General features: G+C 49.2%; 25 protein-coding genes and 1 other RNA gene. 6 read left to right on the top strand and 20 right to left on the bottom strand.

Annotated features, from left to right (window positions below; all coding sequences use genetic code 11):
- Positions 1 to 51: 51 nt before the first annotated feature.
- The 8 genes from H1R82_RS07825 to cymR all read right to left on the bottom strand — a co-directional run bounded on the left by H1R82_RS07825 (position 52) and on the right by cymR (position 6,796).
- Positions 52 to 1,125, bottom strand: a complete 1,074-nt coding sequence (locus H1R82_RS07825) for an AI-2E family transporter (protein ID WP_309544803.1) — start codon at positions 1,123 to 1,125, stop codon at positions 52 to 54.
- Between the two features lie 114 nt (positions 1,126 to 1,239).
- Positions 1,240 to 1,440 carry a hypothetical protein gene (locus tag H1R82_RS07820; RefSeq protein WP_181731030.1) on the bottom strand — a complete coding sequence of 67 codons (201 nt, stop codon included), beginning with the start codon at positions 1,438 to 1,440 and terminating at the stop codon, positions 1,240 to 1,242.
- A gap of 27 nt (positions 1,441 to 1,467) precedes the next feature.
- A complete protein-coding gene (locus tag H1R82_RS07815) occupies positions 1,468 to 1,668 on the bottom strand; it encodes a YrzR-like zinc ribbon domain (RefSeq protein WP_037993262.1) in 201 nt (66 codons plus the stop codon).
- A 16-nt stretch (positions 1,669 to 1,684) separates the two neighbouring features.
- Positions 1,685 to 2,188, bottom strand: coding sequence for a PRC-barrel domain-containing protein (locus H1R82_RS07810; RefSeq protein ID WP_181731031.1), 504 nt, complete (start codon positions 2,186 to 2,188; stop codon positions 1,685 to 1,687).
- A 64-nt stretch (positions 2,189 to 2,252) separates the two neighbouring features.
- The gene (recD2, locus tag H1R82_RS07805; protein WP_181731032.1) at positions 2,253 to 4,508 is read right to left on the bottom strand and encodes an SF1B family DNA helicase RecD2; all 2,256 of its coding nucleotides are present in this window, start codon (positions 4,506 to 4,508) and stop codon (positions 2,253 to 2,255) included.
- A gap of 68 nt (positions 4,509 to 4,576) precedes the next feature.
- Positions 4,577 to 5,083 carry a hypothetical protein gene (locus H1R82_RS07800; protein WP_181731033.1) on the bottom strand — a complete coding sequence of 169 codons (507 nt, stop codon included), beginning with the start codon at positions 5,081 to 5,083 and terminating at the stop codon, positions 4,577 to 4,579.
- 70 nt (positions 5,084 to 5,153) lie between these two features.
- A complete protein-coding gene (locus tag H1R82_RS07795; RefSeq protein ID WP_181731034.1) occupies positions 5,154 to 6,296 on the bottom strand; it encodes a cysteine desulfurase family protein in 1,143 nt (380 codons plus the stop codon).
- Between the two features lie 80 nt (positions 6,297 to 6,376).
- Positions 6,377 to 6,796, bottom strand: coding sequence for a cysteine metabolism transcriptional regulator CymR (gene cymR / locus H1R82_RS07790; RefSeq protein ID WP_037993270.1), 420 nt, complete (start codon positions 6,794 to 6,796; stop codon positions 6,377 to 6,379).
- A 265-nt stretch (positions 6,797 to 7,061) separates the two neighbouring features.
- Between cymR and H1R82_RS07785 the strand changes: the two genes are divergently transcribed.
- On the top strand, positions 7,062 to 8,399 hold the full coding sequence (locus H1R82_RS07785; RefSeq protein ID WP_181731035.1) for an AAA family ATPase: 1,338 nt from the start codon (positions 7,062 to 7,064) through the stop codon (positions 8,397 to 8,399).
- Positions 8,400 to 8,440: 41 nt separating this feature from the next.
- Here H1R82_RS07785 and H1R82_RS07780 read toward each other — a convergent pair whose 3' ends face one another.
- Positions 8,441 to 8,623 carry a hypothetical protein gene (locus tag H1R82_RS07780; RefSeq protein WP_181731036.1) on the bottom strand — a complete coding sequence of 61 codons (183 nt, stop codon included), beginning with the start codon at positions 8,621 to 8,623 and terminating at the stop codon, positions 8,441 to 8,443.
- Positions 8,624 to 8,762: 139 nt separating this feature from the next.
- Entirely contained in the window at positions 8,763 to 9,353 is a 591-nt protein-coding gene (locus H1R82_RS07775) for a hypothetical protein (RefSeq protein WP_181731037.1), read from the bottom strand.
- A gap of 164 nt (positions 9,354 to 9,517) precedes the next feature.
- Here H1R82_RS07775 and H1R82_RS07770 point away from each other — a divergent pair, with 164 nt between their 5' ends.
- Positions 9,518 to 10,156, top strand: a complete 639-nt coding sequence (locus tag H1R82_RS07770; RefSeq protein WP_181731038.1) for a spore coat protein — start codon at positions 9,518 to 9,520, stop codon at positions 10,154 to 10,156.
- A gap of 78 nt (positions 10,157 to 10,234) precedes the next feature.
- Here the strand turns inward: H1R82_RS07770 and H1R82_RS07765 are convergent, their stop codons facing one another.
- The 4 genes from H1R82_RS07765 to hisS all read right to left on the bottom strand — a co-directional run bounded on the left by H1R82_RS07765 (position 10,235) and on the right by hisS (position 14,175).
- The gene (locus H1R82_RS07765; RefSeq protein WP_181731039.1) at positions 10,235 to 10,831 is read right to left on the bottom strand and encodes a 5' nucleotidase, NT5C type; all 597 of its coding nucleotides are present in this window, start codon (positions 10,829 to 10,831) and stop codon (positions 10,235 to 10,237) included.
- A 38-nt stretch (positions 10,832 to 10,869) separates the two neighbouring features.
- Positions 10,870 to 11,051, bottom strand: a non-coding RNA gene (gene ssrS / locus H1R82_RS07760) — 6S RNA.
- Between the two features lie 38 nt (positions 11,052 to 11,089).
- A complete protein-coding gene (gene aspS / locus H1R82_RS07755; protein ID WP_181731040.1) occupies positions 11,090 to 12,883 on the bottom strand; it encodes an aspartate--tRNA ligase in 1,794 nt (597 codons plus the stop codon).
- 2 nt (positions 12,884 to 12,885) lie between these two features.
- Positions 12,886 to 14,175, bottom strand: coding sequence for a histidine--tRNA ligase (hisS, locus tag H1R82_RS07750; protein ID WP_181731041.1), 1,290 nt, complete (start codon positions 14,173 to 14,175; stop codon positions 12,886 to 12,888).
- A gap of 448 nt (positions 14,176 to 14,623) precedes the next feature.
- Here hisS and H1R82_RS07745 point away from each other — a divergent pair, with 448 nt between their 5' ends.
- Entirely contained in the window at positions 14,624 to 15,004 is a 381-nt protein-coding gene (locus tag H1R82_RS07745) for a DUF423 domain-containing protein (RefSeq protein WP_181731042.1), read from the top strand.
- 56 nt (positions 15,005 to 15,060) lie between these two features.
- Here the strand turns inward: H1R82_RS07745 and tkt are convergent, their stop codons facing one another.
- From tkt to H1R82_RS07725, 4 genes are all read right to left on the bottom strand, one after another.
- Positions 15,061 to 17,067 (bottom strand): transketolase, encoded by a 2,007-nt coding sequence (gene tkt / locus H1R82_RS07740; RefSeq protein WP_181731226.1) that lies wholly within the window; start codon positions 17,065 to 17,067, stop codon positions 15,061 to 15,063.
- A gap of 59 nt (positions 17,068 to 17,126) precedes the next feature.
- Positions 17,127 to 17,576 carry a D-aminoacyl-tRNA deacylase gene (dtd, locus tag H1R82_RS07735; protein WP_181731043.1) on the bottom strand — a complete coding sequence of 150 codons (450 nt, stop codon included), beginning with the start codon at positions 17,574 to 17,576 and terminating at the stop codon, positions 17,127 to 17,129.
- A gap of 21 nt (positions 17,577 to 17,597) precedes the next feature.
- The gene (locus H1R82_RS07730) at positions 17,598 to 19,751 is read right to left on the bottom strand and encodes a RelA/SpoT family protein (RefSeq protein ID WP_181731044.1); all 2,154 of its coding nucleotides are present in this window, start codon (positions 19,749 to 19,751) and stop codon (positions 17,598 to 17,600) included.
- 113 nt (positions 19,752 to 19,864) lie between these two features.
- Positions 19,865 to 20,230: a hypothetical protein gene (locus H1R82_RS07725; RefSeq protein WP_181731045.1), complete on the bottom strand. Its 366-nt coding sequence runs from the start codon at positions 20,228 to 20,230 to the stop codon at positions 19,865 to 19,867.
- A gap of 163 nt (positions 20,231 to 20,393) precedes the next feature.
- Here H1R82_RS07725 and H1R82_RS07720 point away from each other — a divergent pair, with 163 nt between their 5' ends.
- Together H1R82_RS07720 and H1R82_RS07715 are read left to right on the top strand one after the other, a co-directional pair.
- Positions 20,394 to 20,570, top strand: a complete 177-nt coding sequence (locus H1R82_RS07720) for a hypothetical protein (protein ID WP_181731046.1) — start codon at positions 20,394 to 20,396, stop codon at positions 20,568 to 20,570.
- 233 nt (positions 20,571 to 20,803) lie between these two features.
- Entirely contained in the window at positions 20,804 to 21,178 is a 375-nt protein-coding gene (locus H1R82_RS07715) for a group I truncated hemoglobin (RefSeq protein WP_181731047.1), read from the top strand.
- A gap of 48 nt (positions 21,179 to 21,226) precedes the next feature.
- Here H1R82_RS07715 and greA read toward each other — a convergent pair whose 3' ends face one another.
- Positions 21,227 to 21,703 carry a transcription elongation factor GreA gene (gene greA / locus H1R82_RS07710; protein ID WP_181731048.1) on the bottom strand — a complete coding sequence of 159 codons (477 nt, stop codon included), beginning with the start codon at positions 21,701 to 21,703 and terminating at the stop codon, positions 21,227 to 21,229.
- Between the two features lie 290 nt (positions 21,704 to 21,993).
- Positions 21,994 to 22,980, bottom strand: coding sequence for a 2-hydroxyacid dehydrogenase (locus tag H1R82_RS07705; protein ID WP_181731049.1), 987 nt, complete (start codon positions 22,978 to 22,980; stop codon positions 21,994 to 21,996).
- A gap of 206 nt (positions 22,981 to 23,186) precedes the next feature.
- Here H1R82_RS07705 and H1R82_RS07700 point away from each other — a divergent pair, with 206 nt between their 5' ends.
- Positions 23,187 to 24,599 (top strand): amidase, encoded by a 1,413-nt coding sequence (locus tag H1R82_RS07700; protein WP_181731050.1) that lies wholly within the window; start codon positions 23,187 to 23,189, stop codon positions 24,597 to 24,599.
- Positions 24,600 to 24,616: the final 17 nt, after the last annotated feature.

Below are 24,616 nucleotides of genomic sequence, written 5' to 3'. Positions count from 1 at the left end.
ATATTCGGATGCTCTTTGGTTTTTTTATTATACAATCTGTTTGGCCTGGTTTCAAACCCTTCGTTCAATAAAATGTTGCAAGATATGCTCCGCCGTCACTTTTGCCATCGCAAAAACGGGAACAGCCAAAAGCAATCCCAAAATCCCCCCGATTTCCCCTCCGACCAACAAGGCCAGGATGATAAAGAGTGGATGCATGTGCAGGCTTCGCCCGACAATCTGGGGAGAAATCACATTCCCTTCCAGCATCTGGACAAGGAGATTGACGATCACAACGCCGACGGCCGTTTTGGGAGAAACGGTCAATGCCACAAACAATGACGGAATGAGGCCAAAGATGGGCCCCAGATACGGAATGACATTAAAGACGGCAACCAAAGCCGCCATCAAAAGCGCATAAGGCAACCCCACAATGAGATAACCGATATATGCCAGCACCCCGACAACCACGCAAACCAGAAACTGCCCGCGGATGTAATTGCCCAGCGCTTCGTCCACATCCCGCAACAAACGGAGAATCGGCTTGCGCTGTTTTTTGGGCAACAAAGTGAGCAATGTCCGCTCAATGGATTGAATGTCCTTTAGCATGTAAAAAGCCAAAAACGGAATGATCAAAACGAGAAACAGCTGGTTGATGGTACTGCCGATCCCGCTCATCATGTTGCCCACATAACCGGTCATCTTGTGCTCCAATTTTGACAAAGCCTGCTCGATGCCTTCTTTGACCCCAAACGGCAACAACTCTTTGCTGTGATCGTTGTATTCTTTGATCATGAGCTGGATCCGCCCGTTCCATTCCGGAAGATGTTCAGCCAACTCTTTGAATTGTTGCTGCAAAAGCGGAATGGTGTTCATCGCCAAAATAACGAGGCACAGGATAAACAAACTGTATATGAATAACACCGCCAGACTGCGCGGCAGAAACTTCTGGCTCAACAGATTGACCACCGGATTCAATAAATAGGAAATGATCATGGCAATGAAAAAAGGGCCGAAAACCGCCTTTAAAAATTGAAAAACCCCCGATATCCACGGTCCGAGTTGCATGAGAAAATACAAGATGCCGAGCAGAACAAGGACAAAAAGAGCACGATACAAATATTGCGGCATTTTCCATTGCTCCACGGACGGCACCTCCCGAAACACATCTTACTTATAAGATACGAAATCCTGTCTCATTTTATGAGAAGCAAAAAATCCCCAGGTTTGAAGAAGCCCGGGGATTTTCGCGGGGTTTGGTTATCTTGCGATTTGGAAGCGACGAAGCCCTTTCATCAGCCCTTCCATCATGATTTTGCGCAGCCATCTGTTTTTTTGCATGGCACGCATCATGGACTGCAAATAGTACTGTATCCTGCTTCTTTGCCGCATTTGCATCATCCGTCTGAAGCTGAATAAAATCAATCCGCCTGCGATAAGGGTGTAGAGTGTCCGGCGCATGATGAAGCTCCCTCCTTGTGGGTGAGGTCAGTCCAAATACGAAAGGTGAGAGCTTTCCTCCAAAAACAGGTCATTGAGGGAAGTCAGGGTTCCGTCTTCTTCCACTTGATACACCGAAGTGATTTGATCTTCTTCCGTGGTGATTTCCACAAAGCAGTGCCAGCAATACAGCTGATTGGTTCCCACTTTTCCCAAGTCGTGAGAATTACAATTCGGACAACGAAGCATACTGATTTCCTTCCTTCTAAGACTTGGCATCTTTGACTTCGATTTGGTCGGCGGGAGCAATCAGCACGTCTTCTCCCCAAATCAGCGGTTTATTTGTTTTCAACCACTTTCTGCCGTCCCGAATGTCATTCAAGATGCCGTCAGAGAGTTCGTACCCTATCAGCGTTCCCATTTCTTCCAGAAAATAGACATTTTCCACCGAACCCATTTCATATCCGCTGCTGGTTAAAATGGTGCGTCCTTTTAATTTCTTGTCCCCCGAACAAATGCTCATCCAATTCTTGTTTTTCAAGTTGGCGGAAAATGGATGCTCGTTGTCCACGACGACGGCATCTTTTCCGATGGAGACGATATGGTCCGTCGGAATAAACTTGCGCCTTTTGAACAAGCCGCCGTCTTCCGTCAAAATACCCCTGAACTGCTGCTGATCATCAAACAGAAGATCACAGACGGTTCCCAACTTCTTGCCTGTTTCAAGATGGATGATGGAAAGCCCAATCACTTCCTGGGATTTGCGCAAGGATATCAGCCTCCCCCGCTACCCTTAGTATTGGCGGATCACCGGTGGAAATGCGGGGGACTTGTTACCAGTCTTCCTCGATCAAGTCCTGAAGCCGGCTGTTTCGCTCCTCGCCCCGTTGGTTTTTCAACCCCTCGACCAAGGCTTCCCTTTCCCCGCACATGATCAGATACGATTTGCTCCGGGTAATCCCCGTGTAAATTAAATTCCGCTCCAGCATCCGGCGAAAAGCAAATAATACCGGAAACACCACAATGGGAAATTCGGATCCTTGCGCCTTATGGACGGAACAGGCATAGGCCAGGGAAATTTGACCCAATTGCGTCTTTTTATAAGGGACTTCCAGCCGGTCGTACCGCACCCACAACACCGGCTGATCCCCGGAGGCCTTTTCGTCAATGGCAGTGATAATGCCCATGTCTCCGTTATAAACCGGATGTTCCGTGTGATTGACCAGTTGCAACACTTTGTCGCCCAACCGGAAAACCGTGTCTCCCCAAGCAATTTCCTTTTTTTGCTCGCCCGGGGGATTTAAAACGGCTTGAATCTCTTCGTTGATGCGGTTCACCCCGACGGGGCCTTTGTAAATCGGGGCCAGCACCTGAATGTCAAACAACGTGTACCCTTTTTTGACGGCATTGACGACCGTTTGCACAATGACAGACAACGCTTGTTCTTTTTTGCACGAAAAAAAACGGCGGTCGGGCCGGGGCAACAACAAATCATCCGGAACTTCACCGTTTTTCACGGCATGCGCCAGCTCAATGATCGAAGAACCTTCCTGTTGCCGGAAAATTTCCGTCAACTCGGCACGGGGAATCTCTTTCACCTGCAAGAGATGGTGCAAAACCTGTCCGGGTCCCACGGAAGGAAGCTGGTCCTGATCCCCGACCAAAATCACCTGCATTCCCTTCGGAATGGCCCGAAAAAGCGAATTGGCCAGCCAGATGTCAAGCATCGAAACCTCATCCACAATCAGCAAACTTCCTTCAATCGGATGATCAGCATGATGCTCAAAAAATTCTCCTTTCCATCCCAACAACCGGTGAATGGTCATGGCCGGAAGCCCCGTGGTTTCAGACATCCGCTTGGCGGCCCGTCCGGTGGGCGCAACCAGCCGGATGGGAAACGGCTTTTCCGTTCCTTTGTAATCATCGGGATTAATGGAAATTTCGTTCAGGCGGGAGAACAGCTGACAAATCCCCTGAATCACGGTGGTCTTCCCCGTTCCCGGCCCGCCGGTCAAGATCATCAAGGAAGACGACATCGCCATGATCAAGGCATCTCTCTGCTTCTCCGCATAACTGACTGACAACTCTTCTTCAATCTCCCCGATTTTTCCGTAAATGTCCGCCACCGAGTATTCCGGCTCAAACGGCTCCTCCAGCAATTGCTTGACGCGCATGGCCAGCCCGTATTCCGCATAATACAACGAAGGCAAATAATAGCGACCGTCTTCAACAATCAACCGGTCATCATCCAACAGGTGCTCAACATAAAGCGTCCGCTTCTCTTCCGGAAACCAGCGGACCGCCTCTTCCCCCAACAAATCATTGACTGCTTCGTTCAACTGTTCCCAAGTGACGTAAACATGTCCCCGGGACAAGGAAGCTTCCTTGATCACATACAGCAACGCGGCTTGAAAACGCTCCGGCGCATCTTCGCTGAGCCCTTGTGCTTTGGCAATTTCATCGGCCCGCCGGAATCCGATTCCGTCAATTTCTTCAATCATCCGGTAGGGATTTTCTTTCAGAATGGAAATGGTCTCATGTTTATAAGTTTGTACGATCCGCAGGGCCAGGGCCGGGCCGATTCCGAATTGGTACAAATAAACCAACGCCTGCTCCAGTCCCTGATGTTCATGAAGCTGCTCCGCAATTTTCCGGGCTTTTGCGGCCGAAATCCCTTTGATTTCCTCCAAGCAACGGGGATCGTTTGCAATTTTGTCAAGTGCCTCCGTCCCCAAAAAATCAACGATTTTTTCTGCCGTCTTTTGCCCCACGCCGGTGAACAGCCCGCTGGAAAGATAACGGATGATGGCGTCTCTGGAGCGCGGAATCTCTTTTTGCACGCGATGGGCATGCCATTGCCGGCCAAACTTGGGATGGTTTCTCCACTCTCCGTAGCAACAGTAGACTTCTTCCTGATACGGGCGCAACATGTTGCCGACCACGGTGATCTCCTCTTCCTCCACTTCTTCGGAGGCATCCGTCACCTTCAAGATAAACACGCCATATCCGGTTTCCTCGTTATAAAAAATTTCCTGTTTGAACACGCCTTTGACATAGCTTTCTTGAAACAGCTCCAACTGTGTATTCATGACACTCACCCTGATTCATGCCTTAAAGAAAAGGACCTCAAACAAATATCTGAGGTCGCTTTTACGAATTATCCCGTAAAATCTTCTTTCATTTCATCCATCACGTATTCCATCGCACATTCGGGGGAGCAAAATTCCGCTTGCTCCTGCTCCGCATCCCAATCGATGCGGGACGGGTCAAACGGATTATATTCGTGTTCGCAACAACGGCAGCGCTTGGTTTGCACCACTTGATCCAGTCCCTGTTCCAAGCGTTTTAAATGTTTTTTTTCCAACTTTAATATTTTGGCAATAAACTCCATAATTTGTTGTTTATTCTCAAAATACAACGGATCTTCTTTGGCATACGTGGTCGGATTCCACCATACCCACCGGCCGTCGGAAAGGTGGGCGACGTAAAAGTCATCCACCACCCGCTCCGAAGCTTGTTCCAAACGTTGATAGGAAGGAAAACCCAACTCGGCGGCCAAATTATCCATCAATGCACGGTCAATGTCGGCAAGCATGGTTTTCCAGTCAATGTTGTCCAATTCCTTTTCCCAATCTTCCATTTGATCAAGGGCATGCAAATTCAATGGTCTCCCTCCCTTTCTTTTTCCATTTGTTTCGATTTCCACCCTTGTTCATTCCTGCTTTTGCCGGTTTTCACACCGAAGTCAACCGCTTTACAACCGACGCCGTGATTTGCGCCGCCTGTCTCACTTCTTCTTCGGTATTTTCCCAGCCAAAACTGAAACGGATGGCCGATTTTGTCACGTCATCCGGTAAATTCATCGCTTTTAAGACATGCGACACTTCCAGCGTTCCGGACGTACATGCCGAACCGCTCGCACATGCGATGCCTTCCAAATCAAAATTCATCAGTAACGTTTCAGAATCCGTACCGGGAAAACTGACATTACAAATATGGGGAAGGCTCTGGTCGGGATCGCCGTTGATCACGTGACGCGTCCCGTGTTTTTCCAGCTCTTTCAAAAAGAGTTTCCGCAACCCGTCCATTTTCGCCCGGTGTTCTGCGCGTTTTTGGCTGGCGATTTCCGCTGCTTTTCCAAATCCGACGATTCCCAAAACGTTTTCCGTTCCGGCACGGCGCCTTCTCTCCTGGGCACCTCCAAAAAAGCGGGGAATCAGCGGAACCTCCGGTGCGATATAAAGGGCCCCCGCCCCTTTGGGACCATTGATCTTATGGCTGGAGATGGTGACCAAATCCACGGGCAATGTTTTTACATCAATTTCTTCCACCCCGAATGCCTGTACCGCATCGGTATGAAAAAAAATCCCCCGTTCCCGGGCCCATTCGCCGATTTCCCGGACAGGCTGAAGGGTGCCCACTTCATTGTTTCCATACATGATGGAAACAAGTGCCGTCTCCGGCCGGGCCGCCTCTTTCAAAGCCTCCAAGTCCACAAGCCCTTTGGAATTGACCGGGAGATAAGTGACTTCAAACCCGTTCCGTTCCAAATAATGGCATGTATCCAAAACTGCATGGTGTTCAATCTGGGATGTGATCAAATGATTTCTGCCTTTTTTGCGTTCCGCCTCCATGACCCCGAACAAGGCCAGGTTATCGGCTTCGGTTCCGCCGCTGGTAAAGACAATCCTGCTGCTGTCGGCATTCAGGCTTTGAGCGATTTGGTCACGTGCCCGATCCAGCGCGCTTCTCACTTCCCGGCCGTATTGATGGATACTGGAGGGGTTTCCAAACGCATGATCCAAAAAAGGCAACATGGCTTCTTTCACTTTCGGATGTATCGGCGTTGTCGCTGCATGGTCTAAATAAATGGGCATTGATTTTCACCTTACCTGCTGAACTCTTAAAAAATCTATAATAAAAAGATACGCCTTTTCGCTTCGTTTTAAAAGTTTCTTCAGATATAAAACATATAACCGTCATGATTTCCGTCATCGGAATCATTGATCAATGAGGCCAGTGTGGTGCTGTCCAACTCTTTGACAATGGCATCCCGGACACGTTTCCACAAGTTCCGTCTGGCGGGATCATCTTCTTCGGTGTATTCCACCAGGTTGATGGGGCCTTCCAAAACCCGGATGATGTCCCCGGCAGTGATTTCTTCAGGATCTTTTGCCAGTTTATATCCGCCGTAAGCTCCGCGTACACTCCGCACCAGTCCGGCATTCCGCAGCGGGGCGATCAGCTGTTCCAGATAATGTTCCGACAACCCGTGGCGTTCGGCCACGCTCTTTAAAGGAACCGGCCCTTGTCCAAACCGTTTGGCCAGATCCATCATAATGGTTAAACCATATCGACCCTTGGTTGAAATTTTCAAGATTGCCACTCCTTTAACTTACTTAATCAAACATTTGATGGTTTTCATATGCCGTTTCAAAAATTTCCGATGCCCGTGTGCCGATCGCAAGGCATATGGACCGACAGTTCATTGTCAGTGTATCATAGCTTCATTCTCTTTTAGCAATCTTTTTTCCTGTACTTTTTGTTACATTCCGCTTGGAAAAGTTCTGTATCCCTTTACTTTTCCTGAATTTATCATAAAAATAAAACGTAGATGATTGATCTGAGAAAGGCGGAACCCTATGGACTTGTTTGAATACGGATACCAACAAACCAAAAAGGAAAGTGAACCGCTTGCAGCCCGGATGCGTCCCCGTCACATCGATGAAGTGATCGGACAACAACATATCATCGGACCGGGAAAACTGCTCCGGAGGATGATCGAAGCCGATCGACTTTCTTCCATAATTCTTTACGGGCCGCCCGGCACGGGGAAAACAACCCTGGCGCATGTAATCGCCAACCACACACAAGCTTACTTTGAACAACTGAATGCAGTGACCGCCGGTGTCAAAGATATACGCCAAGTCATCTCTGAAGCCAAAGAACGGTTAACCATGCACGGCCGCCGTTCCGTCCTCTTCATAGACGAAATCCACCGCTTCAACCGCTCCCAGCAGGATGCCCTGCTCCCGCACGTGGAGAACGGAACCATCATCCTGATCGGCGCAACGACCGAAAACCCGTCATTTGAAGTGAATGCCGCGCTGCTTTCCCGTTCCCGCATGTTTATGTTGGAACCACTGAAGGATTCTGAAATCCGGCAAATTCTGCTGCAAGCTTTACAGGACCCGGAGCGGGGATACGGCAAGGAAAACATCCGGTTGGATGAAGAGGCGCTTCAGCATTTCGTCCGCGTGGCCGGCGGGGACAGCCGCAACGCTTTAAACGCGTTGGAACTCGCGGTTATGACCACTCCCCCTGACCAAGACGGCGTCCGCCACATCACGCTGGATATTGCCGAAGAATCAATCCAGAAAAAAGTGGTGCGTTACGACAAAAGCGGCGACAACCATTATGATACCATTTCCGCCTTTATTAAAAGCATGCGCGGTTCGGATCCGGATGCCGCGCTTTATTACCTGGCAAAAATGTTAAAGGCCGGGGAGGATCCCCGTTTCATCGCCCGCCGGATTTTGATCCATGCAGCCGAAGATGTCGGAATGGCCGATCCGCGCGCACTGTTGATCGCTTCAGCCGCTGCGCACGCGGTGGACTTGGTGGGCCTGCCTGAAGCGCAAATCCCCATGGCGCAAGCGGTGATTTACATCGCCACCGCCCCGAAAAGCAATGCCGTGGTGAGAGGAATTCAAGAAGCCATGCAAGCCGTTGAAAACGAAAAAGACGGATCCGTTCCCCCGCATTTGCGCGATGCACACTTTCACGGCGCCAAAGAACAAGGCAGAGGAAAAGGATATTTGTATCCGCACGACTATCCCCGCGGTTATGTGCGGCAAGATTATTTACCGGCAGAACATCGCGGAAAAACCTTTTACCATCCGACAACTCACGGTTATGAGAAAAAATTGCAACTGTTTATGAACTGGATGAAGGAAACGCCCGGGGAATCCAAAAAATAAAAATCAGGTACGGCTTTCGTACCTGATTCTATCTTTCCCCGTCAGTTTTCTTTCTTTTTAAATATTTTTTCTTCCCGGTCTTTTCGTTTCAGGGCAGCGATCCCGGCCAATGCCAAAGCAAGGGGCACAAAAAAGTTAATTCCGCCATCATCGGTCAAAATTTCAACCAAGGCATAAATCACCGCGATCACGAGCATCATGATCCCAAAATGTTTGATCTTCATTCTCCGGCTCCTTTTTTCCAGATATTGTTCATTGTTATGTAAAGATTCCAAGTCATCTAATTCATACAAAATGATTGAATTTCTGTCAAGATGATGATTTCAAATTCTTACAAAAGTGATTCCTTCATGGAAAAAATCACTATTGTTCCACCTGTTTCCAAGGATTTCTCTCATCTCCGAATAACCCGGTTTCCGGCGGGATTCCTTGATTCTCCCTTTCCGCCACATAAACCCGGTCTTCATAACGGACATAATCTCCCGGTTGATAAACACGATCAGCTTGCCAAGGTTCAACGGATCTTTCTTCTTCTTTGGGGTCCGGACTCGTAGTTTCCGGTTCATCTTTGTCGACCGGATTCACCTTTGGCTTCTGAACCGATTCGGGGGTTTTTTCCACTTCCCGGTTTTTTTCCTCATGCATGTCAGCCTCAAAAGTTTTCACATCGGAAACTTCTTGCGATGCTTGAGCCACGGGCTCCGGTGCGTGGAACGTCCGGGTAATCTCGGGAATTTCAGGAACATGCCGCACCACGACCCTTTCTGCAGACAACCCGTGGACAGCCTCTCTTTGTTCTTCATTATCCATCAAACGTCCGGCACCCATTCCCACAGCCAGCAAAATCACACACGTCCACACCAGCTTGTTGGGAATGCGTTGTTTTTTTCTGGAGGAAGGAAGCGGCGGCAAGGTTGATCCTGACACCTTCCGTGTAACCACTCTGATTTTCAATGATAAATCCTCCTTATGTAGAGAATTGAGATCATAAATATGAAAACTTCGACGTTATTTAAATGACCCCTTCGCTTTACCAACGATTTACTGAAACAAACAAGAGTATCATTTATCTATTTGGTCATATTACCTAATGTTGACTCAGAAAGGAGGAAGAAATTATGAATCAATTTCAACATCAACAGGAAAATCAAACCATGAACCCTTCGGTTCCCCCTTCACTGAACCATGGCGCTCATGAAATGATGGATGTGCATGAACTTTTATCTTTTGGTATCAACACATTGAACCAATATACCATGTTGGAACAGCAATGCACTTGCCAGGAACTCCGCGATATCATCCGGCGGCAACATGAATTCATGACACAAGAATATAATACATTGCTTGAATGTTTCTCCACTGGAACCCCGCCTCAACAACCCACCGGCAAGTATGAAATGAAGCAAGGAAACAACGTGATTTACGGCATGGAAGCCGGTACGCCGAAGAAACCGATCCAATCCGCCAATGAATGGAACAACGAACACATTTCCCAACAAATGATGGGACTGATGAAAACTTCTGCCGCCGAGAAAGCAAGAGCCGCTTGCGAAATCACCAACCCCGTGGTACGCCGCGTCGTTCAAGACAGCGTGGCCAACTGCCTGGAGATGGCGTATGAAATCTTCCTGTATCAAAACAAAAAAGGATACTATCAGGTGCCTCAGCTCCCGTCGGACGTCATGCAACAAATGATCCAATCTTACCAACCGGCCAATGACATAATGGCCTCTTCCCCGCAGGCACCGGTGCAATAAACGGGAGACCGCTCCTTTCCAAGGGGCGGTTTGTATTTTTTAGAAAAAACAAAAGCCGCAAAGCATCGGCGGGGTGCTTTACGGTTGATCAGTGTCCTTTTTCTGTTTGGAACGTTCCATTTCTTCAACCAATGAATACACTTGTCGCCAGTTGGTAATCCGTTTTAAAGGCACCGGAAAGTCGCGATTGTAGACGGCATCGACGATCACCGTGGGCACCTGGCTTTTCACCAGCTTTTCCAAATGATCGGGAGCATCTTCGAAAAACAGCTCCACTCCCAGTTCCTTGGAAACTTTTCCTTTATCTTGCGAATTCATGATCAGATTTTTTCCGTTATAAGGAAAGCCGTGTTCTTTCAGCCACTTCCTGGTAACGCTTTCAATATTTTTCAGATCGGGCCGCGCGGTAATAAAATAAATCTGGTGTCCTTGGTCAGCCAGATCATTTAACACTTCCACAGCATGATTTAACGGGACACCCAGCTGGTAAATTTCTTCTTCCAGCGAACGCCACAGTTTTTGCCCTTCTTTCGGTGTCAAACCATACGCTTTATCCAAATAGAAGTCTTGCACATCTTCCACTTTGACTTGTTGATTCAATTTCCGGTTGTAAATTTCCACAGCGGCACGGTGAGTATCTTTGATGGTATTGTCGATATCCACACCAATAATCATGTTTTTCGCCTTCCTCTGTCATTCCACACATAATAAAAAAGAGTCCCGTTATGCCGTGCTCCGTTAGTTTTGAACCTGCTCTCTCGCAGGTGGGTGTCCTGCATCCATGTTCGAAGGTCCACTCACTTTTCGTGGCTTCCCCTAGCATGGATGACGCAGACTCCCTTTTCATGGGTGTTGGCTCAAAACATCCCGGCGGACACGTACATCGCAGGACTCGTTTCGTTGCTTCTATATTACCAAAAATTTAAAGGTGCATCAAGCCAGAACGTCTTCAGCCTTCTTCTTTGGCTTGATTTGGATGTGCAGTTCATCCAACTGGCTTTCTTCGACCGGAGAAGGCGCTTCGGTCAACAAGCAACTGGCTTGCGCGGTTTTCGGGAAGGCGATGCATTCCCTGAGATTGCTCCGTTTGGCCAGCAACATGACAATCCGGTCAAACCCGAAGGCGATTCCTCCGTGCGGCGGAGCCCCGTACTCAAAAGCTCTCAGCAAAAAGCCGAATTTTTCTTGGCTTTCTTCTTCGGTGATGCCCAACGCTTTAAACATTTTTTCCTGAATTTCCCGTTGGTAAATCCGTTGGCTTCCCCCGCCGATTTCATAACCGTTTAACACCATGTCATAAGCTTTGGCCCGAACTTTGCCCGGGTCGGTTTCCAACAGATCGATGTCTTCTTCCACCGGCATCGTGAACGGATGATGCATCGCATAATAGCGTCTGTCTTCCTCCGAATACTCAAGCAGCGGGAAATCGACAACCCAGGCGAACCGGTAAACATCCGGGTCAATCAAGCCCAGCTCCTGCCCCAGCAGCAACCGCAATTGCCCCAGCACATGAGCCACCACAGCAGGCTGGTCCGCAACAAAGAACAACAAATCTCCCGTTTCGGCACCGGTGATTTCCTGAATCCGGGAAATCTCTTCCTCTGTTAAAAACTTGGCCACCGATCCTTTCACACCGGACTCTTTCAAGGCCAGCCACGCCAATCCTTTCGCCCCCAGCTCCTGTGCCTTGGCACTCCAACCGTCGATTTCTTTCCGGCTCCAGCCGGCACACCCTTTGGCACAAATCGCTTTGACTTGCCCGCCGTTTTGGATGGTTTTGGCAAAGACTTGGAAAGAAGTGTTTTTCAAGGCTTCCGACAGATCGTTCAGCTCCATGCCGAAACGCAAATCCGGTTTATCCGATCCGTAGCGTTCCATGGCTTCCTGATAAGTCAGACGCGGGAAAGGGGTTTCCACCTTGACCCCGATAGTCTCCTGGAACAATTCGGCCATCATTTGCTCCATCATCGACTGCAGTTCTTCGGCCGGCAAGAAAGAAGCTTCAATGTCGATCTGGGTAAATTCCGGTTGCCGGTCGGCACGCAAGTCCTCATCCCGGAAACAACGGGCAAATTGGAAATACCGGTCCATGCCCGCCACCATGAACAACTGTTTAAACAATTGAGGCGATTGGGGAAGGGCATAAAATTCCCCTTCGTGCAGACGGCTCGGCACCAAATAATCACGTGCTCCTTCCGGTGTGCTTCGAGTGAGCATCGGGGTCTCCAATTCCATAAAGTGGTTCCGGTCCAAAAAGCGGCGGACCACTTGCATGGCTTTGTGGCGGATTTGCATGGTGGTCTGCATGCCCGGACGGCGGAGATCCAGATAACGGTATTTTAAGCGGATGGCTTCATCCACTTCTTCATCATCGGTAATCATGAAAGGCGGGGTTTTGGCGGCATTAAACACGTGCACCTCTTTTGCGAGCAACTCGATTTCCCCGGTTTCCATGTTGGGGTTGACATTTTCCGGATCGCGTTCAACCACTTCCCCGCGCACCGCCAAGACATACTCGCTCCGGATTTGATCGGCAACCGCCGCCGCTTCTGCGGAAATTTCCGGATTAAACACCACCTGCACCAGCCCGGTGCGATCACGCAAGTCGATAAAAATGAGACCGCCCAGGTCTCGGCGCTTTTGCACCCATCCATTTAACACAATCGTTTTTCCGGCCAGTTCTTTGGTGCATTCGGAAACATAATGGGTACGATAAACCTGTTCCACGCTTATCTCCTCCTGATGTTTGCTTTGATATATGGAATCAACTGTTCAAGCTCAATCGTTTCCTGTTCTCCGGAGCCCAAATGTTTGACGTTGATTTTTCCTTGCTCCAGCTCGTCTTCACCCAAGATGGCGGCAAAGCGGGCATGGCTCCGGTCCGCTGCTTTGAATTGCGCCTTCATTTTCCGGCCCAAATAATCCTGATCGGCGGCAATCCCGGCTTCCCTCAATGCCTTCAGCCATTTCACACCGGCTGTTTTTGCTTTCTCCCCGATGGTGATCAAATAACAATCGATGCCTTTTTGGACGGGAATTTCCACCTTCTGCTCCTCCAAAGCCAACAGCACCCGTTCCAGCCCGATGCCAAAACCAAAACCGGGCATTTCCGGCCCGCCGAATTCTTCCACCAGGCCGTTATAGCGGCCGCCTCCGCCGATGGTCCCTGCTTGGGCCCCCGCAACATCCACCATGAACTCAAAAGCGGTGTGGGTGTAATAATCCAGTCCCCGCACCAGGCGGTCATTGATCACATACGGGATTTCCAAAGCATCCAGATACGACTTGACTTGCTCAAAATGCTGCCGGGCCGGCTCACTCAGATCGTCCAAAATCGACGGCGCCTCCATCGCAATCTCTTTGGTCTTCGGATCTTTGCTGTCCAGAATGCGCAGAGGGTTTTTGTACAAACGTTCCCTGGCTTCTTTTGACAAGGAATCTTTGACCGGTTCAAAATAATCGATCAGGCGCTTCCGGTAACGTTCCCGCGTTTCCTGATCGCCCACGCTGTTGATTTCAACCCGGACATCTTCTAATCCCAACGCTTGATAAAAATGCATCCCGAGTGCAATCACTTCCGCGTCCAACGCCGGATCCGCGCTTCCGAACACTTCCACCCCGAACTGGTGAAACTGGCGTCTTCTTCCGGCCTGGGGATTTTCATACCGGAACATCGGCCCGATATAATACCATTTCGTCGGTTGCGGATCGGCAAACACTTTTTTCTCCACAAAAGACCGGACCACTCCGGCCGTTCCTTCCGGACGAAGCGTTAACGCCCGCTCGCCGCGGTCATGAAAACTGTACATTTCTTTTTCAACGATATCGGTCGCTTCCCCCACCCCGCGTTGATAAATCTCCGTATGTTCAAACAAAGGGGTGCGGATTTCGCGAAAACCGTACAGGCGGCAAATCTTGCGCGCCGTCTCTTCCATCCATTGCCATTTCTCCACTTCGCCCGGCAGAAGATCGTCCGTTCCGCGCGGAACAAAGTATTTCGGCGATGCTTGATATTTCATGAACGCATTCCCTCCTAAACACCCGTCTTCCGTATTCACAAATTAAAAAATCTCCCGCCACTGACTTATTGTCAGGGACGAGAGATTGGTTTAACGATTCCCGTGGTGCCACCCTAATTGGAAACAATGAGTTTCCCGCTTTCACACTCGTTATCGCCGAGTTACGTCTAAGTCTACTGGCCAACATTGGCGTTCGGTTAGATACTCCGGGTGTCTTTCACTGCCCCGTCACAAAGGAAATCTTCCAGCCTCAGGATTCCCCTCTCTGGTTGCTCGCCAGACAGCTACTTTTCCCATCATCGTGCGAATATCCATTTCAAGTTGATTTATCTAAAGATTTTAATGAGGGAGATAGCTTTTGTCAAGAAAAAGATCAATCTTTTTTCTTTTGCACTGTGTGATGAATTCATGAATCATGGTATGGTAATGATGGACAGGAGGGATCATCATGAAAGTGTTCGTCATCCTGGGAAGCATCAACATGGCTCTTGCGGTGGCCATCGGGGCTTTTGGCGCTCACGGACTGGCCCCCAGGGTAACGGATAAAATGCTTCAAACCTGGGAAACAGGCGCTCATTATCATATCATTCATGCCCTTGCATTGATTGCCGTCGGCCTGTTGATGAGTAAAGCAGGCCAAGCTTCATCGCTCATGAGCATCGGCGGTTGGCTCTTGTTTGCCGGCATCGTCATCTTTTCCGGAAGTTTGTATACGCTGGTCTTGACCAATGTAAGCAAATTCGGCATGATTACACCGATTGGCGGTGTCTGCTTCATTATCGGCTGGATCCTGGTTGCCATTGCCACCGCCAAAATGGCCATCGAATAAGGACACGTTTCCAAAAAAAATCCCTGCCACTTACGACAGTGACAGGGATTTTTTGTTCAGCCCCGCAACAGCTTTTCCATATGCGAGACCACATTATCCACATGGAAACCATACTCTTTCATCACCCGGGACCCCGGAGCCGATGCCCCGAAACGATCGATGCCGATCACCGCGCCGTTGTCGCCGACATAAGCATCCCATCCCATCGGATGAGCGGCTTCCACCGCAAGGCGTGCCTTGATGTTGGAAGGCAACACCGATTCACGGTAATCCTCAGGCTGTGCGTCAAACAACTCCCGGCATGGCATGCTGACAACCCGGACATGGATTCCTTTTTCAGCCAGTTTTTGTTGTGCCTCAACCGCCAGGCTCACTTCAGAACCGGTGGCCAGGATAATGCCATCCGGTTTTCCCCCTTGGGCTTCGGACAGAACATAAGCCCCTCTTTCAATGACAGTGCGGTCTTTGCCCACCGTTCCTTCCAGAACCGGCAATCCTTGCCGCGTCAAAACAAGCGCAACGGGATGTTCTTTTTGGCTCAATGCATAAGCCCAGGCGGCAACGGTTTCATTCGCATCCGCCGGACGGATTACCTTGAGTCCCGGAATCAAACGCAAAGACGGAACATGTTCCACCGGTTCGTGTGTCGGCCCGTCTTCCCCGACTGCAATGCTGTCATGCGTAAAGACATAAACAACAGGCAGTTTGGACAAAGCGGCAAGTCGGATAGACGGACGCAAATAATCGGAAAAGACCAGGAAGGTTCCGCCATACGCACGAACCCCGCCGTGGAGCAGCATTCCATTTAACGCCGCACCCATGGCATGTTCGCGCACACCAAACCAAATGTTTCTTCCCGAGTAATCTTCGGCATGGAACACGCCCTCTTCTTTCATCATGGTATTATTGGACGAAGCCAAGTCAGCTGATCCGCCGATCAATTCCGGAACCGCTTTGGCCAGGGCCTGCAACGTTTGACCGGAGGCGGCCCGGGTGGCAAGCGGCTTGTCTTCAGTGGTGAATTTCGGCAATTGTTGTTCCCAATCGGCCGGCAGTTCCCCTCTCATCACCCGGTGGAACTCCCGCGCCAGTTCCGGGTGTTTGACTTCATACTGTTTCAACAAGTCTTGCCATGCCGCTTCCGATTCACTCAGTTTGGAAGCGAGATCATCAAAGTATTGCCGCACTTCCGCCGGAACCGTAAACGGTTCTTCATAAGGCCAGCCATATTCTTTTTTCACCGCTTCCACTTCATCTTTGCCGAGCGGTTTTCCGTGGACTTCGGAAGTACCGGCACGGTTGGGGCTTCCATACCCGATGATCGTGCGCACTTCAATCAAAGTCGGACGGTCGGTCACTTTTTGTGCTTCTTCAATCGCTTTGCCGATGGCATCCAGATCATTTCCGTCTTCCACCAGGAGATAATGCCAGCCATAAGATTCATAGCGTTTTTTCACACTTTCAGTAAAGGCGTGGGCCAATTCTCCATCCAGGGAAATATCGTTGGAGTCATACAGGGCGATCAACTTGCCCAAACGCAAGTGTCCGGCCAGCGATGCGGCTTCTGCCGAAACCCCTTCCATCAAATCGCCGTCACTGCACAACACATAGGTGTAATGGTCCACGACATTCAAACCGTCACGGTTGAAACGCGCGGCCAAATGGGCTTCCGCCATCGCCATCCCGACCGCAGTGGAAATCCCTTGCCCGAGCGGACCTGTGGTCGCTTCCACACCGGGGGTGTAATTGGCTTCCGGATGGCCGGGCGTTAAGCTTCCCCACTGACGGAAGTTTTTCAGATCATCGATGGAAAGCGGATATCCGAACAAATGCAGGAGACTGTACAGCAAGGCACTGCCGTGACCGGCAGACAACACAAACCGGTCGCGGTTGAACCATTTCGGGTTTTTCGGATTGTGTTTCATATATTTTGCCCAGAGTTCGTAGGCCATCGGGGCCGCTCCCATCGGCAATCCCGGATGTCCTGAATTTGCTTCTTCAATCTGATCAATCGACAACATACGAATGGTGTTTACAGCTAATTGATCCACGTTGGACACTATGTATCCTCCTTTTTTATCTGACTGATTACTCAGCGGGTATTATAACATATCTGTCTCTTTTAGGATGCTTCTTTGCTCTCCAAAATAAAAGTGACCGGCCCGTCATTGGTGAAAGAAACTTCCATCATCGCGCCAAATATGCCGGTTTCGACCGGAACACCGTAACTTCTCAAAATTTCATTAAAACGCCGGTACAACGGTTCCGCCACTTCCGGTTTGGCCGAACGCATGAAATTGGGGCGCCGGCCCTTCCGGCAGTCCCCGTACAATGTAAACTGGGAAACCGAAAGTATGGCACCCTTCACATCCAGCAACGAATGATTCATTTTCCCGCTTTCGTCCTCAAAAATCCGGAGATGAACCGCCTTGTCGGCCAAGTAGCGCAAATCCTCTTCCGTGTCCCCTTCTTTAAAACCGACAAGGAGAAGGAGCCCGTGATCAATGGCTCCCGTCACTTCCCCATCCACGGTCACACGGGCATTTTTCACCCGCTGCAAAACCACCTTCATGCCTGACACCGTCCTTTGCTATCATTGAATAATCCGACGAACGCTGTAAATGTCGCGAACTCCCTTGACCCGTTCCACCACGGATTTCAAGTGATTGATGTTTTGAATTCCCACCCGGATGTGGATGGAAGCGATGCCGCGCCGGTCCCCTTTGGCACTGACGGCCGACAAACTGGTCTGGGTGTCGCTGATGACCTGGAGCACTTCATTCAACAAGCCTTGCCGGTCAAATCCGGAAACCTCGATATCGACCTGATAATGCTGGGAAGTTTGGCTGTCCCACTCCACTTCGATTCTCCGCTCTTTCGGGACATTATTCAAATTGGGGCAATCCGCCCGGTGAACCGTGACCCCGCGCCCTTGTGTCACATATCCGGCAATATCGTCCCCGGGAACGGGATTGCAACACCGGGACAAGCGGATGAGCAGATTGTCGACGCCTTTGACCCGGACTCCCTGATCCGCTTTGTGGTTTCGGTGGCGCATCGTTTTCACGTCCGGCAGGACGACCGGTTGTTCTTCCTCTTTGAGACCGTCTGTTAACCGGTTGACAACCTGTGCAGTGGTAATCCCCCCGTATCCGACGGCCGCAAACAAATCATCCGGATCCTGAAAGTTAAATTTCCGGGTCACTTCTTGAATGCGTTCATTGGTCAATACTTCGCTCACTTTAAAGTCATGTTTTTTCAAAAGCGCTTCCACCATTTCGCGGCCTTTGACAATGCTTTCTTCCCGTCTTTGCTTTTTGAACCAGCTGCGAATTTTATTCCGTGCATTGGAGGATTTGACAATTTTGAGCCAATCCTGGCTGGGGCCGTAACTGTGCTTGGAAGTAAGGATCTCGACAATGTCTCCCGTGTGAAGCTGATAATCCAGGGGGACAATCTTTCCATTCACCTTTGCCCCGATGCACATATTGCCGATATCCGTATGAATCCGGTAGGCAAAATCGAGCGGGACGGAGCCTTGTGGCAACTCAATCACATCCCCTTTGGGGGTAAACACAAAAACCGAATCCGAGAACCAATCCACCTTCAGGCTTTCCACAAACTCCAGCGCATCTTTCGTTTCTTGCTGAAGCTCCATCATTTCACGGAACCATTTGAGCTTTTCTTCAAATTTGCTGTTTTCAATGGTGCTTCCTTCTTTATATGCCCAATGGGCCGCAATCCCGTATTCAGCCGTCCGATGCATTTTCATGGTGCGGATTTGCACCTCGATCGGCTCTCCTTTGGGACCAATCACCGTCGTGTGCAACGATTGATACATATTGGCTTTCGGCATGGCAATGTAATCTTTGAAACGGCCGGGCATCGGTTTCCAGATCGTATGAATGATTCCCAACACCGTGTAACAATCCCGAACCGTGTTGACGATGACCCTGACCGCCATCAAATCATAGATCTCATTAAATTCTTTGTTTTGCGTCACCATCTTGCGATAAATGCTGTAAATATGCTTCGGGCGCCCGGAAATATCCAGCACCGGGACATCCGAACCTTCCAGGCGTTCGGACAACGTCGAAATGATTTCATCCAGATATTGTTCGCGTTCCGCCCTTTTTTTCTTCATCAGATGAACGATCCGGTAATATTGTTGCGGGTTCAGATAACGGAGGGCGGTGTCCTCCAATTCCCATTTGATCTTGGAAATTCCGAGCCGGTGAGCAAGCGGGGCGTAAATTTCCAGCGTTTCCCTGGACTTTTCCCTTTGTTTCTTTTCGGGCATGTATTTTAACGTTCTCATGTTATGGAGACGGTCTGCCAACTTGATCAGAATCACGCGAATGTCTTTGGCCATGGCCACAAACATCTTCCGGTGGTTTTCCGCTTGGTGCTCCTGATTCGACTTGAATTTCATGCGTTTGCGCAACTTGGTCAAACCATCCACCAGTTTTCCGACAGCAGGCCCGAATTTTTCTTCCACTTCTTCCAAGGTGACACTGGTGTCTTCCACCACATCATGCAGCAGGGCGGCGATCAGTGTCGTTAAATCCATCTTCAGCTCCGCCAAGATGATGGCAACTTCCACCGGATGATGAATATAAGGCTCACCGGATTTCCGGGTTTGTCTCTCATGCGCTTTGGCGGCAAATTCGTAAGCCGCCTTCAGGCACATCACATCTTCTTTCGATAAATACGACTCAGCAATATCGATTAATGCATCGATCGGCATACCTCTCACATCCGTACCAAAAATAAGTTTTCCTTTTATTATCACTCAATGGCTTGTGAAAGTAAAGGGAAATGCAGATATAGGAAATAAACCGATCGGTGATCCCAATCGGTTTATTTATGCCGGCGGATCCGGAACATCCCGGACCGGCCCCATCCTCCAGTTTGTCTGCGGATATATAAACTGATGACGGTCAAAATGACGGCAGCGACCGTAATCATCCCGTACCGCAAATATTCTTCTGTCACGTACATCATGACGGGCGCGATGACCACGGTGCCATAGATGGTGCACTCCACGCTCACAATCAACATACGCCACACTTTATACAGATAACCACGCAGATCCAACCGGGTCGGTGAAAATAACTCACGAAACAACAAAACAACCAGACCAATCATCCAAATCACTACTGCAATCAACAATATGATCGAAAATCCCGTGATAAATGATGAGAATCCTTCCTGAAATGATTCCACGCGCGTCCTCTCTCCTTAATAAAAAAATTCACACATAATCTTTTAACAATAATAATGCAATCTCCTGTTTCCTGCAATTCCATCGGTTGAAATCAGGATCCCCGAATAAAATCCGTTGAAAATGACAGGTTAAGATTATCTGTTACCATATGGAGGTGAGCAAATGAAAGAAGAACAAATGAAACAAGACAAAATGAAAAAGCCAAAAGCCCGGCGAGATCAGGAACAAACCGAATTTGCATCCGAGTTTTTTGAGGATGAATCCACCCGGAAGGTCATGAGTGCCATTCAGGAAGCGTACAGCCAAGCCGGACCGGAGGAAGCCGAACACACCAAGTAACCGGGTCCGCTCAGAAAGCCCCATGCATTTTCATGGGGCTTTTTTAGATTTTATTTTTATTTGCACTCCCATTCAAAATCGAATAAACTTTTCTTATGAAACCAATCGGCAAATTTATTCCATTTTTTCCTATATGTATCTTGTTTAATCGCACGGATTGCTTCACTGGAAATATATTCGATGAAATTTTTTGTCAATTTTTACTCTTCCCCCCTACGAACGGAGGATGTTTTATGCTAAGAAGTACCAAAAGCACTCTCTATGAACGCTTGGGCGGAGAGCAGGCCATTACAGCAGTGATTGCGGAATTTTTTAACCGGATGATGCAGGATGACCGGGTCAACCATCATTTTATCGGCGTCAACATCGAAGAATTGCGGCAGAAACAAATCACCAACTTCATGAGCTATGCCATCAGCGGGACCCCGCTCTATGACAAAGCAACATTAAGAGAAGCCCATACCGGTTTGAACATCACCTCGGAAGAATACGAAATCGCCATCAAACATTTAAACAGTTCGTTGAGAAAATACAATGTGGGTCTGGGTGATATCGCCAAAATCGAAGCATTCCTGCGCAGTGTAAAGCCACATATCATTAATAAATAACAGGGAAGCGGCATGACCGCTTCCCTGTTATTTATGTTATGCATCCTTTTATTCAATTTCAATGATTTTAAACTGAATGGTTCCGGACGGAGTGGAAACGTTGACGATTTCGCCCACTTTTTTGCCGATTAATTCTTTCCCGATCGGGGATTCATTGGAAATTTTGAACGAAGCGGGGTCGGATTCGGCGCTTCCCACGATCGTATAAGTCTCGCGTTCCCCGTCCGGCTGTTCTTCAATCGTCACTTTGCTTCCCACGTTCACCACGTTTTTATCCTGATTGGCCGCATCGATGATTTTTGCGTTGCGGATCATGTTCTCAAGCGTAATGATACGGGACTCCACAAAAGCTTGCTCTTCTTTGGCTGCGTCATATTCAGAGTTTTCGCTCAGGTCCCCTTGGGCAATGGCTTCTTTTAACCGTTGGGCGACTTGTTGGCGCTTTTCCGTTCGTAAGTATTCCAGCTCTTCTTTTACCTTCTCGAGTCCTTCTTCTGTCAAATAAACTTCTTTATTTTGCGACATACTAACTCATCCTCCTTTAATGCAACACAAGCTCTTCTCGTTGCTTGTGCTCCCGGCGATCCGCCGCCAGTCTGCTGATCCCATTCTCTTTTCACAAGCATTTTATGAAGTTTCAATCCCGTCAAACGGTGGTTGTAAGCGATTTCACCTCGTAATTCAACGCTGAACAACATTGGCCTGAAACCAACCATCAAACCTCGAAATTAAACTGAGGAATATATTAACACATTTTATTTCTTCCTCCAAGTAAAGAACCAAACTTTTTTCTTTCAGCCACCACCTTGTCAAAATTACCCGTAAAGCTTTTCCCAGGCGCGGGTGTTGACAACATGCGGCGGACGCTCTCCTTTCAAGAAGCAGATCAAGTTTTCCACGGCCAAGCGGGCCATCGCTTCCCTCGTTTCAACGGTGGCACTTCCCATATGGGGAGCCAGCACCACGTTTTCCATTTCTTTGAGCTCTGCCGGAACTTCCGGTTCCCTTTCATAAACATCCAGTGCCGCTCCGGCAATTTCTTGATTTCGCAAAGCCTCGGCCAATGACAGTTCATCCACCAACGGGCCCCGTGCGGTATTAATGAGATACGCACTTTTCTTCATTTTTTTCAGCGCCTGTCGCCCGATCAAGTGATGCGTTTCCGGGGTGTAAGGGGCGTGCAGCGAAACAAAATCAGCTTCTTCCAACAGCTCGTTCAATGAACTCCACCGGACCCCCAGCTTTTGCTCTTCTTCAGAAGACAAGCGTGTGCGGGAGTGATAGATCACATTCATATGAAAAGCCCGCGCCCGGTATGCCACGGCTTGGCCGATTCTCCCCATTCCGATGATTCCCAGGGTTTTTCCGGTCACCTCCGTCCCCAACAAAAACCCGGGTTCCCATCCTTTCCATTCCCCGCGCCGGACCAACCGGTCTCCTTCCGACACCCGGCGGGCCACATCAAGCAACAGGGCCCACGTCAAATCCGCGGTTGCATCGGTCAACACACCCGGCGTGTTCGTAACGATGATCCCGGACGATGTCGCTCTTTCCACATCAATATTGTTGTATCCAACCCCATAGTTGCTGATGATCTTTAACCGGGGGCAAGCATCCATCACCTCTGAATTGATTTCATCGGACACCGTACATAAAAGGGCATCTTTATCCTTGGCAAATTGCATGATTTCCGACTGAGTCAATTGCCGGTTCAACGGGTTCAGTTCCACTTCCATATGCTCTTTTAATTTGGATATATAATGTTGGCTGATCAAACTTGTGACAAAAACACGGTGACCCAATGATCTTCCTCCTGTTCATCATGCAAAGGTACCATAACTGCATTTTTGATCTCTATAATATTCGACCAATAATCCTTCTTTCCCTGCTAATCTTTCCAAGAATCCCCGAAATATTTTCCGTTTTCTTCCATACATCCCGCCCCTCCCCGCGAGCAACAATGATATAATAATAACAGAATACTCTGAATCAATACAGGGGGAATCCAATGAAAGAAATCCTGACCATGGATGCAACGACCCTGTCCAGGGAATTAAAAAAGGGGACCTGGGATGTGGAAGAGGTTTTGCGAACTTATTATCACCACATCCAAAAAATCAATCCGCATTTGAATGCCGTTGTCGAAACACGGTGGGATGATGCATTGAAAGAAGCCCGGGAAATCAAGGATCAAGGTTTGAAAGGGCGTTTGGCCGGTGTCCCGGTCAGCTTGAAAGAATCTTTTTTCGTCGAAGGAACCGTCACCTCGGGAGGCCTTCCCCACCATGCTTCCGCTCCCCGGCCGTGCGATGCCGAAGTTGTCCGGCGTTTGAAAAAAGAAGGAGCCATTATCCTTGCCAAAACCAACACACCTTCACTCTGCTTCTGCCAGGAAACCGATAATCTTCTTTACGGCCGCACCAATAACCCGTGGAATTTATCCAGGACAAGCGGGGGATCCAGCGGAGGGGAAGGTGCACTGATTGCCGCGGGCGGAGCTGCGGTCGGCATCGGGGCCGACATCGGGGGATCCATCCGGTTTCCGGCCCATTTCAATGGAGTGATCGGTTTCAAGTCCGGTATGAATCAAGTGCCGGATGAAGGATTGTTTCCAAAGCTGGCTCATCCCTTGCAGCAAAATATGCTGGGCATCGGCGCCCTTTCCAAATCCGTCGCCGATGCCCAATTGATCCATGAAATTATCGCCGGAAAACCGTCTCCCGTCCAAAATCTCTCCGAGTACACCCTGTCGGTGCCTGATCTTTGGTTTTTCACCCCTGTCAACACTTCAACCAGGCAACTGTATAACCAAATCCATTCCTTTTTGAAACAAGATTTCCCCATCGACCGGACCCTCCCGCCTCACTTTTCGGACTCCACACAAACGTGGTTTTGGATCATGACTTTTGACGGCGCCCGATCCTTTCTCCAGCAGACCGAGTTTGACCATATCGGACAAGTGTTTTGGGATTGGCTCAAATCCAAAACCGGCCTCAACCCCCGTTACCACCACTATTTGACCTGGGCTCTTTTGGCCGCTGAATTTCTCAAACCCTCCCCCCGGGAATGGAAAGACTTGCTCATCCGGTGGAAAAAAACGAAAATGGAAGTGTATGATTTTCTAAAACAACGCATCTTGGTTTTGCCTGTTTATCACAGCCCGGCCCTGAAACATGGTGAACTTTACCGCCAACTCTTTTCCATCCGGAAAACGATTTTTAAATACCTGCAGTTTATCACGTATGCCAACACATACGGACTGTGTTCCCTCACCATTCCCATCGGGGAAAGCGAAGAACATCTGCCGGTTGCTTTTCAGCTGGTGACCATCCCTGGACAGGAAGATGCTTTGTTCCGGCTGGGTACAGAGCTGGAAACCCGTTTTCGAGGCTATCGTCGGGCCACACATTATGATTCTTAAAGCAGCAAAGGAAGTGT

Source organism: Thermoactinomyces intermedius (genome assembly GCF_013912365.1).
GTDB classification, from domain to species: Bacteria; Bacillota; Bacilli; order Thermoactinomycetales; family Thermoactinomycetaceae; genus Thermoactinomyces; species Thermoactinomyces intermedius.
The sequence above is the reverse complement of the archived record's forward strand: the minus strand, read 5'-3'. Positions and strand labels throughout refer to the sequence as shown.

What these genes read in the sequence shown, in the direction of transcription:
- H1R82_RS07815 (WP_037993262.1), bottom strand. Translation starts at nt 1,668, where the DNA reads ATGCTTCGTTGTCCGAATTGTAATTCTCACGACTTGGGAAAAGTGGGA.
- H1R82_RS07730 (WP_181731044.1), bottom strand. Translation starts at nt 19,751, where the DNA reads ATGCCGATCGATGCATTAATCGATATTGCTGAGTCGTATTTATCGAAA.
- H1R82_RS07765 (WP_181731039.1), bottom strand. Translation starts at nt 10,831, where the DNA reads ATGATTATTGGTGTGGATATCGACAATACCATCAAAGATACTCACCGT.
- recD2 (WP_181731032.1), bottom strand. Translation starts at nt 4,508, where the DNA reads ATGAATACACAGTTGGAGCTGTTTCAAGAAAGCTATGTCAAAGGCGTG.
- H1R82_RS07770 (WP_181731038.1), top strand. Translation starts at nt 9,518, where the DNA reads ATGAATCAATTTCAACATCAACAGGAAAATCAAACCATGAACCCTTCG.
- H1R82_RS07700 (WP_181731050.1), top strand. Translation starts at nt 23,187, where the DNA reads ATGAAAGAAATCCTGACCATGGATGCAACGACCCTGTCCAGGGAATTA.
- H1R82_RS07780 (WP_181731036.1), bottom strand. Translation starts at nt 8,623, where the DNA reads ATGAAGATCAAACATTTTGGGATCATGATGCTCGTGATCGCGGTGATT.
- H1R82_RS07720 (WP_181731046.1), top strand. Translation starts at nt 20,394, where the DNA reads ATGAAAGAAGAACAAATGAAACAAGACAAAATGAAAAAGCCAAAAGCC.
- H1R82_RS07820 (WP_181731030.1), bottom strand. Translation starts at nt 1,440, where the DNA reads ATGCGCCGGACACTCTACACCCTTATCGCAGGCGGATTGATTTTATTC.
- H1R82_RS07715 (WP_181731047.1), top strand. Translation starts at nt 20,804, where the DNA reads ATGCTAAGAAGTACCAAAAGCACTCTCTATGAACGCTTGGGCGGAGAG.
- hisS (WP_181731041.1), bottom strand. Translation starts at nt 14,175, where the DNA reads ATGAAATATCAAGCATCGCCGAAATACTTTGTTCCGCGCGGAACGGAC.
- H1R82_RS07745 (WP_181731042.1), top strand. Translation starts at nt 14,624, where the DNA reads ATGAAAGTGTTCGTCATCCTGGGAAGCATCAACATGGCTCTTGCGGTG.
- H1R82_RS07795 (WP_181731034.1), bottom strand. Translation starts at nt 6,296, where the DNA reads ATGCCCATTTATTTAGACCATGCAGCGACAACGCCGATACATCCGAAA.
- H1R82_RS07785 (WP_181731035.1), top strand. Translation starts at nt 7,062, where the DNA reads ATGGACTTGTTTGAATACGGATACCAACAAACCAAAAAGGAAAGTGAA.
- greA (WP_181731048.1), bottom strand. Translation starts at nt 21,703, where the DNA reads ATGTCGCAAAATAAAGAAGTTTATTTGACAGAAGAAGGACTCGAGAAG.
- dtd (WP_181731043.1), bottom strand. Translation starts at nt 17,576, where the DNA reads ATGAAGGTGGTTTTGCAGCGGGTGAAAAATGCCCGTGTGACCGTGGAT.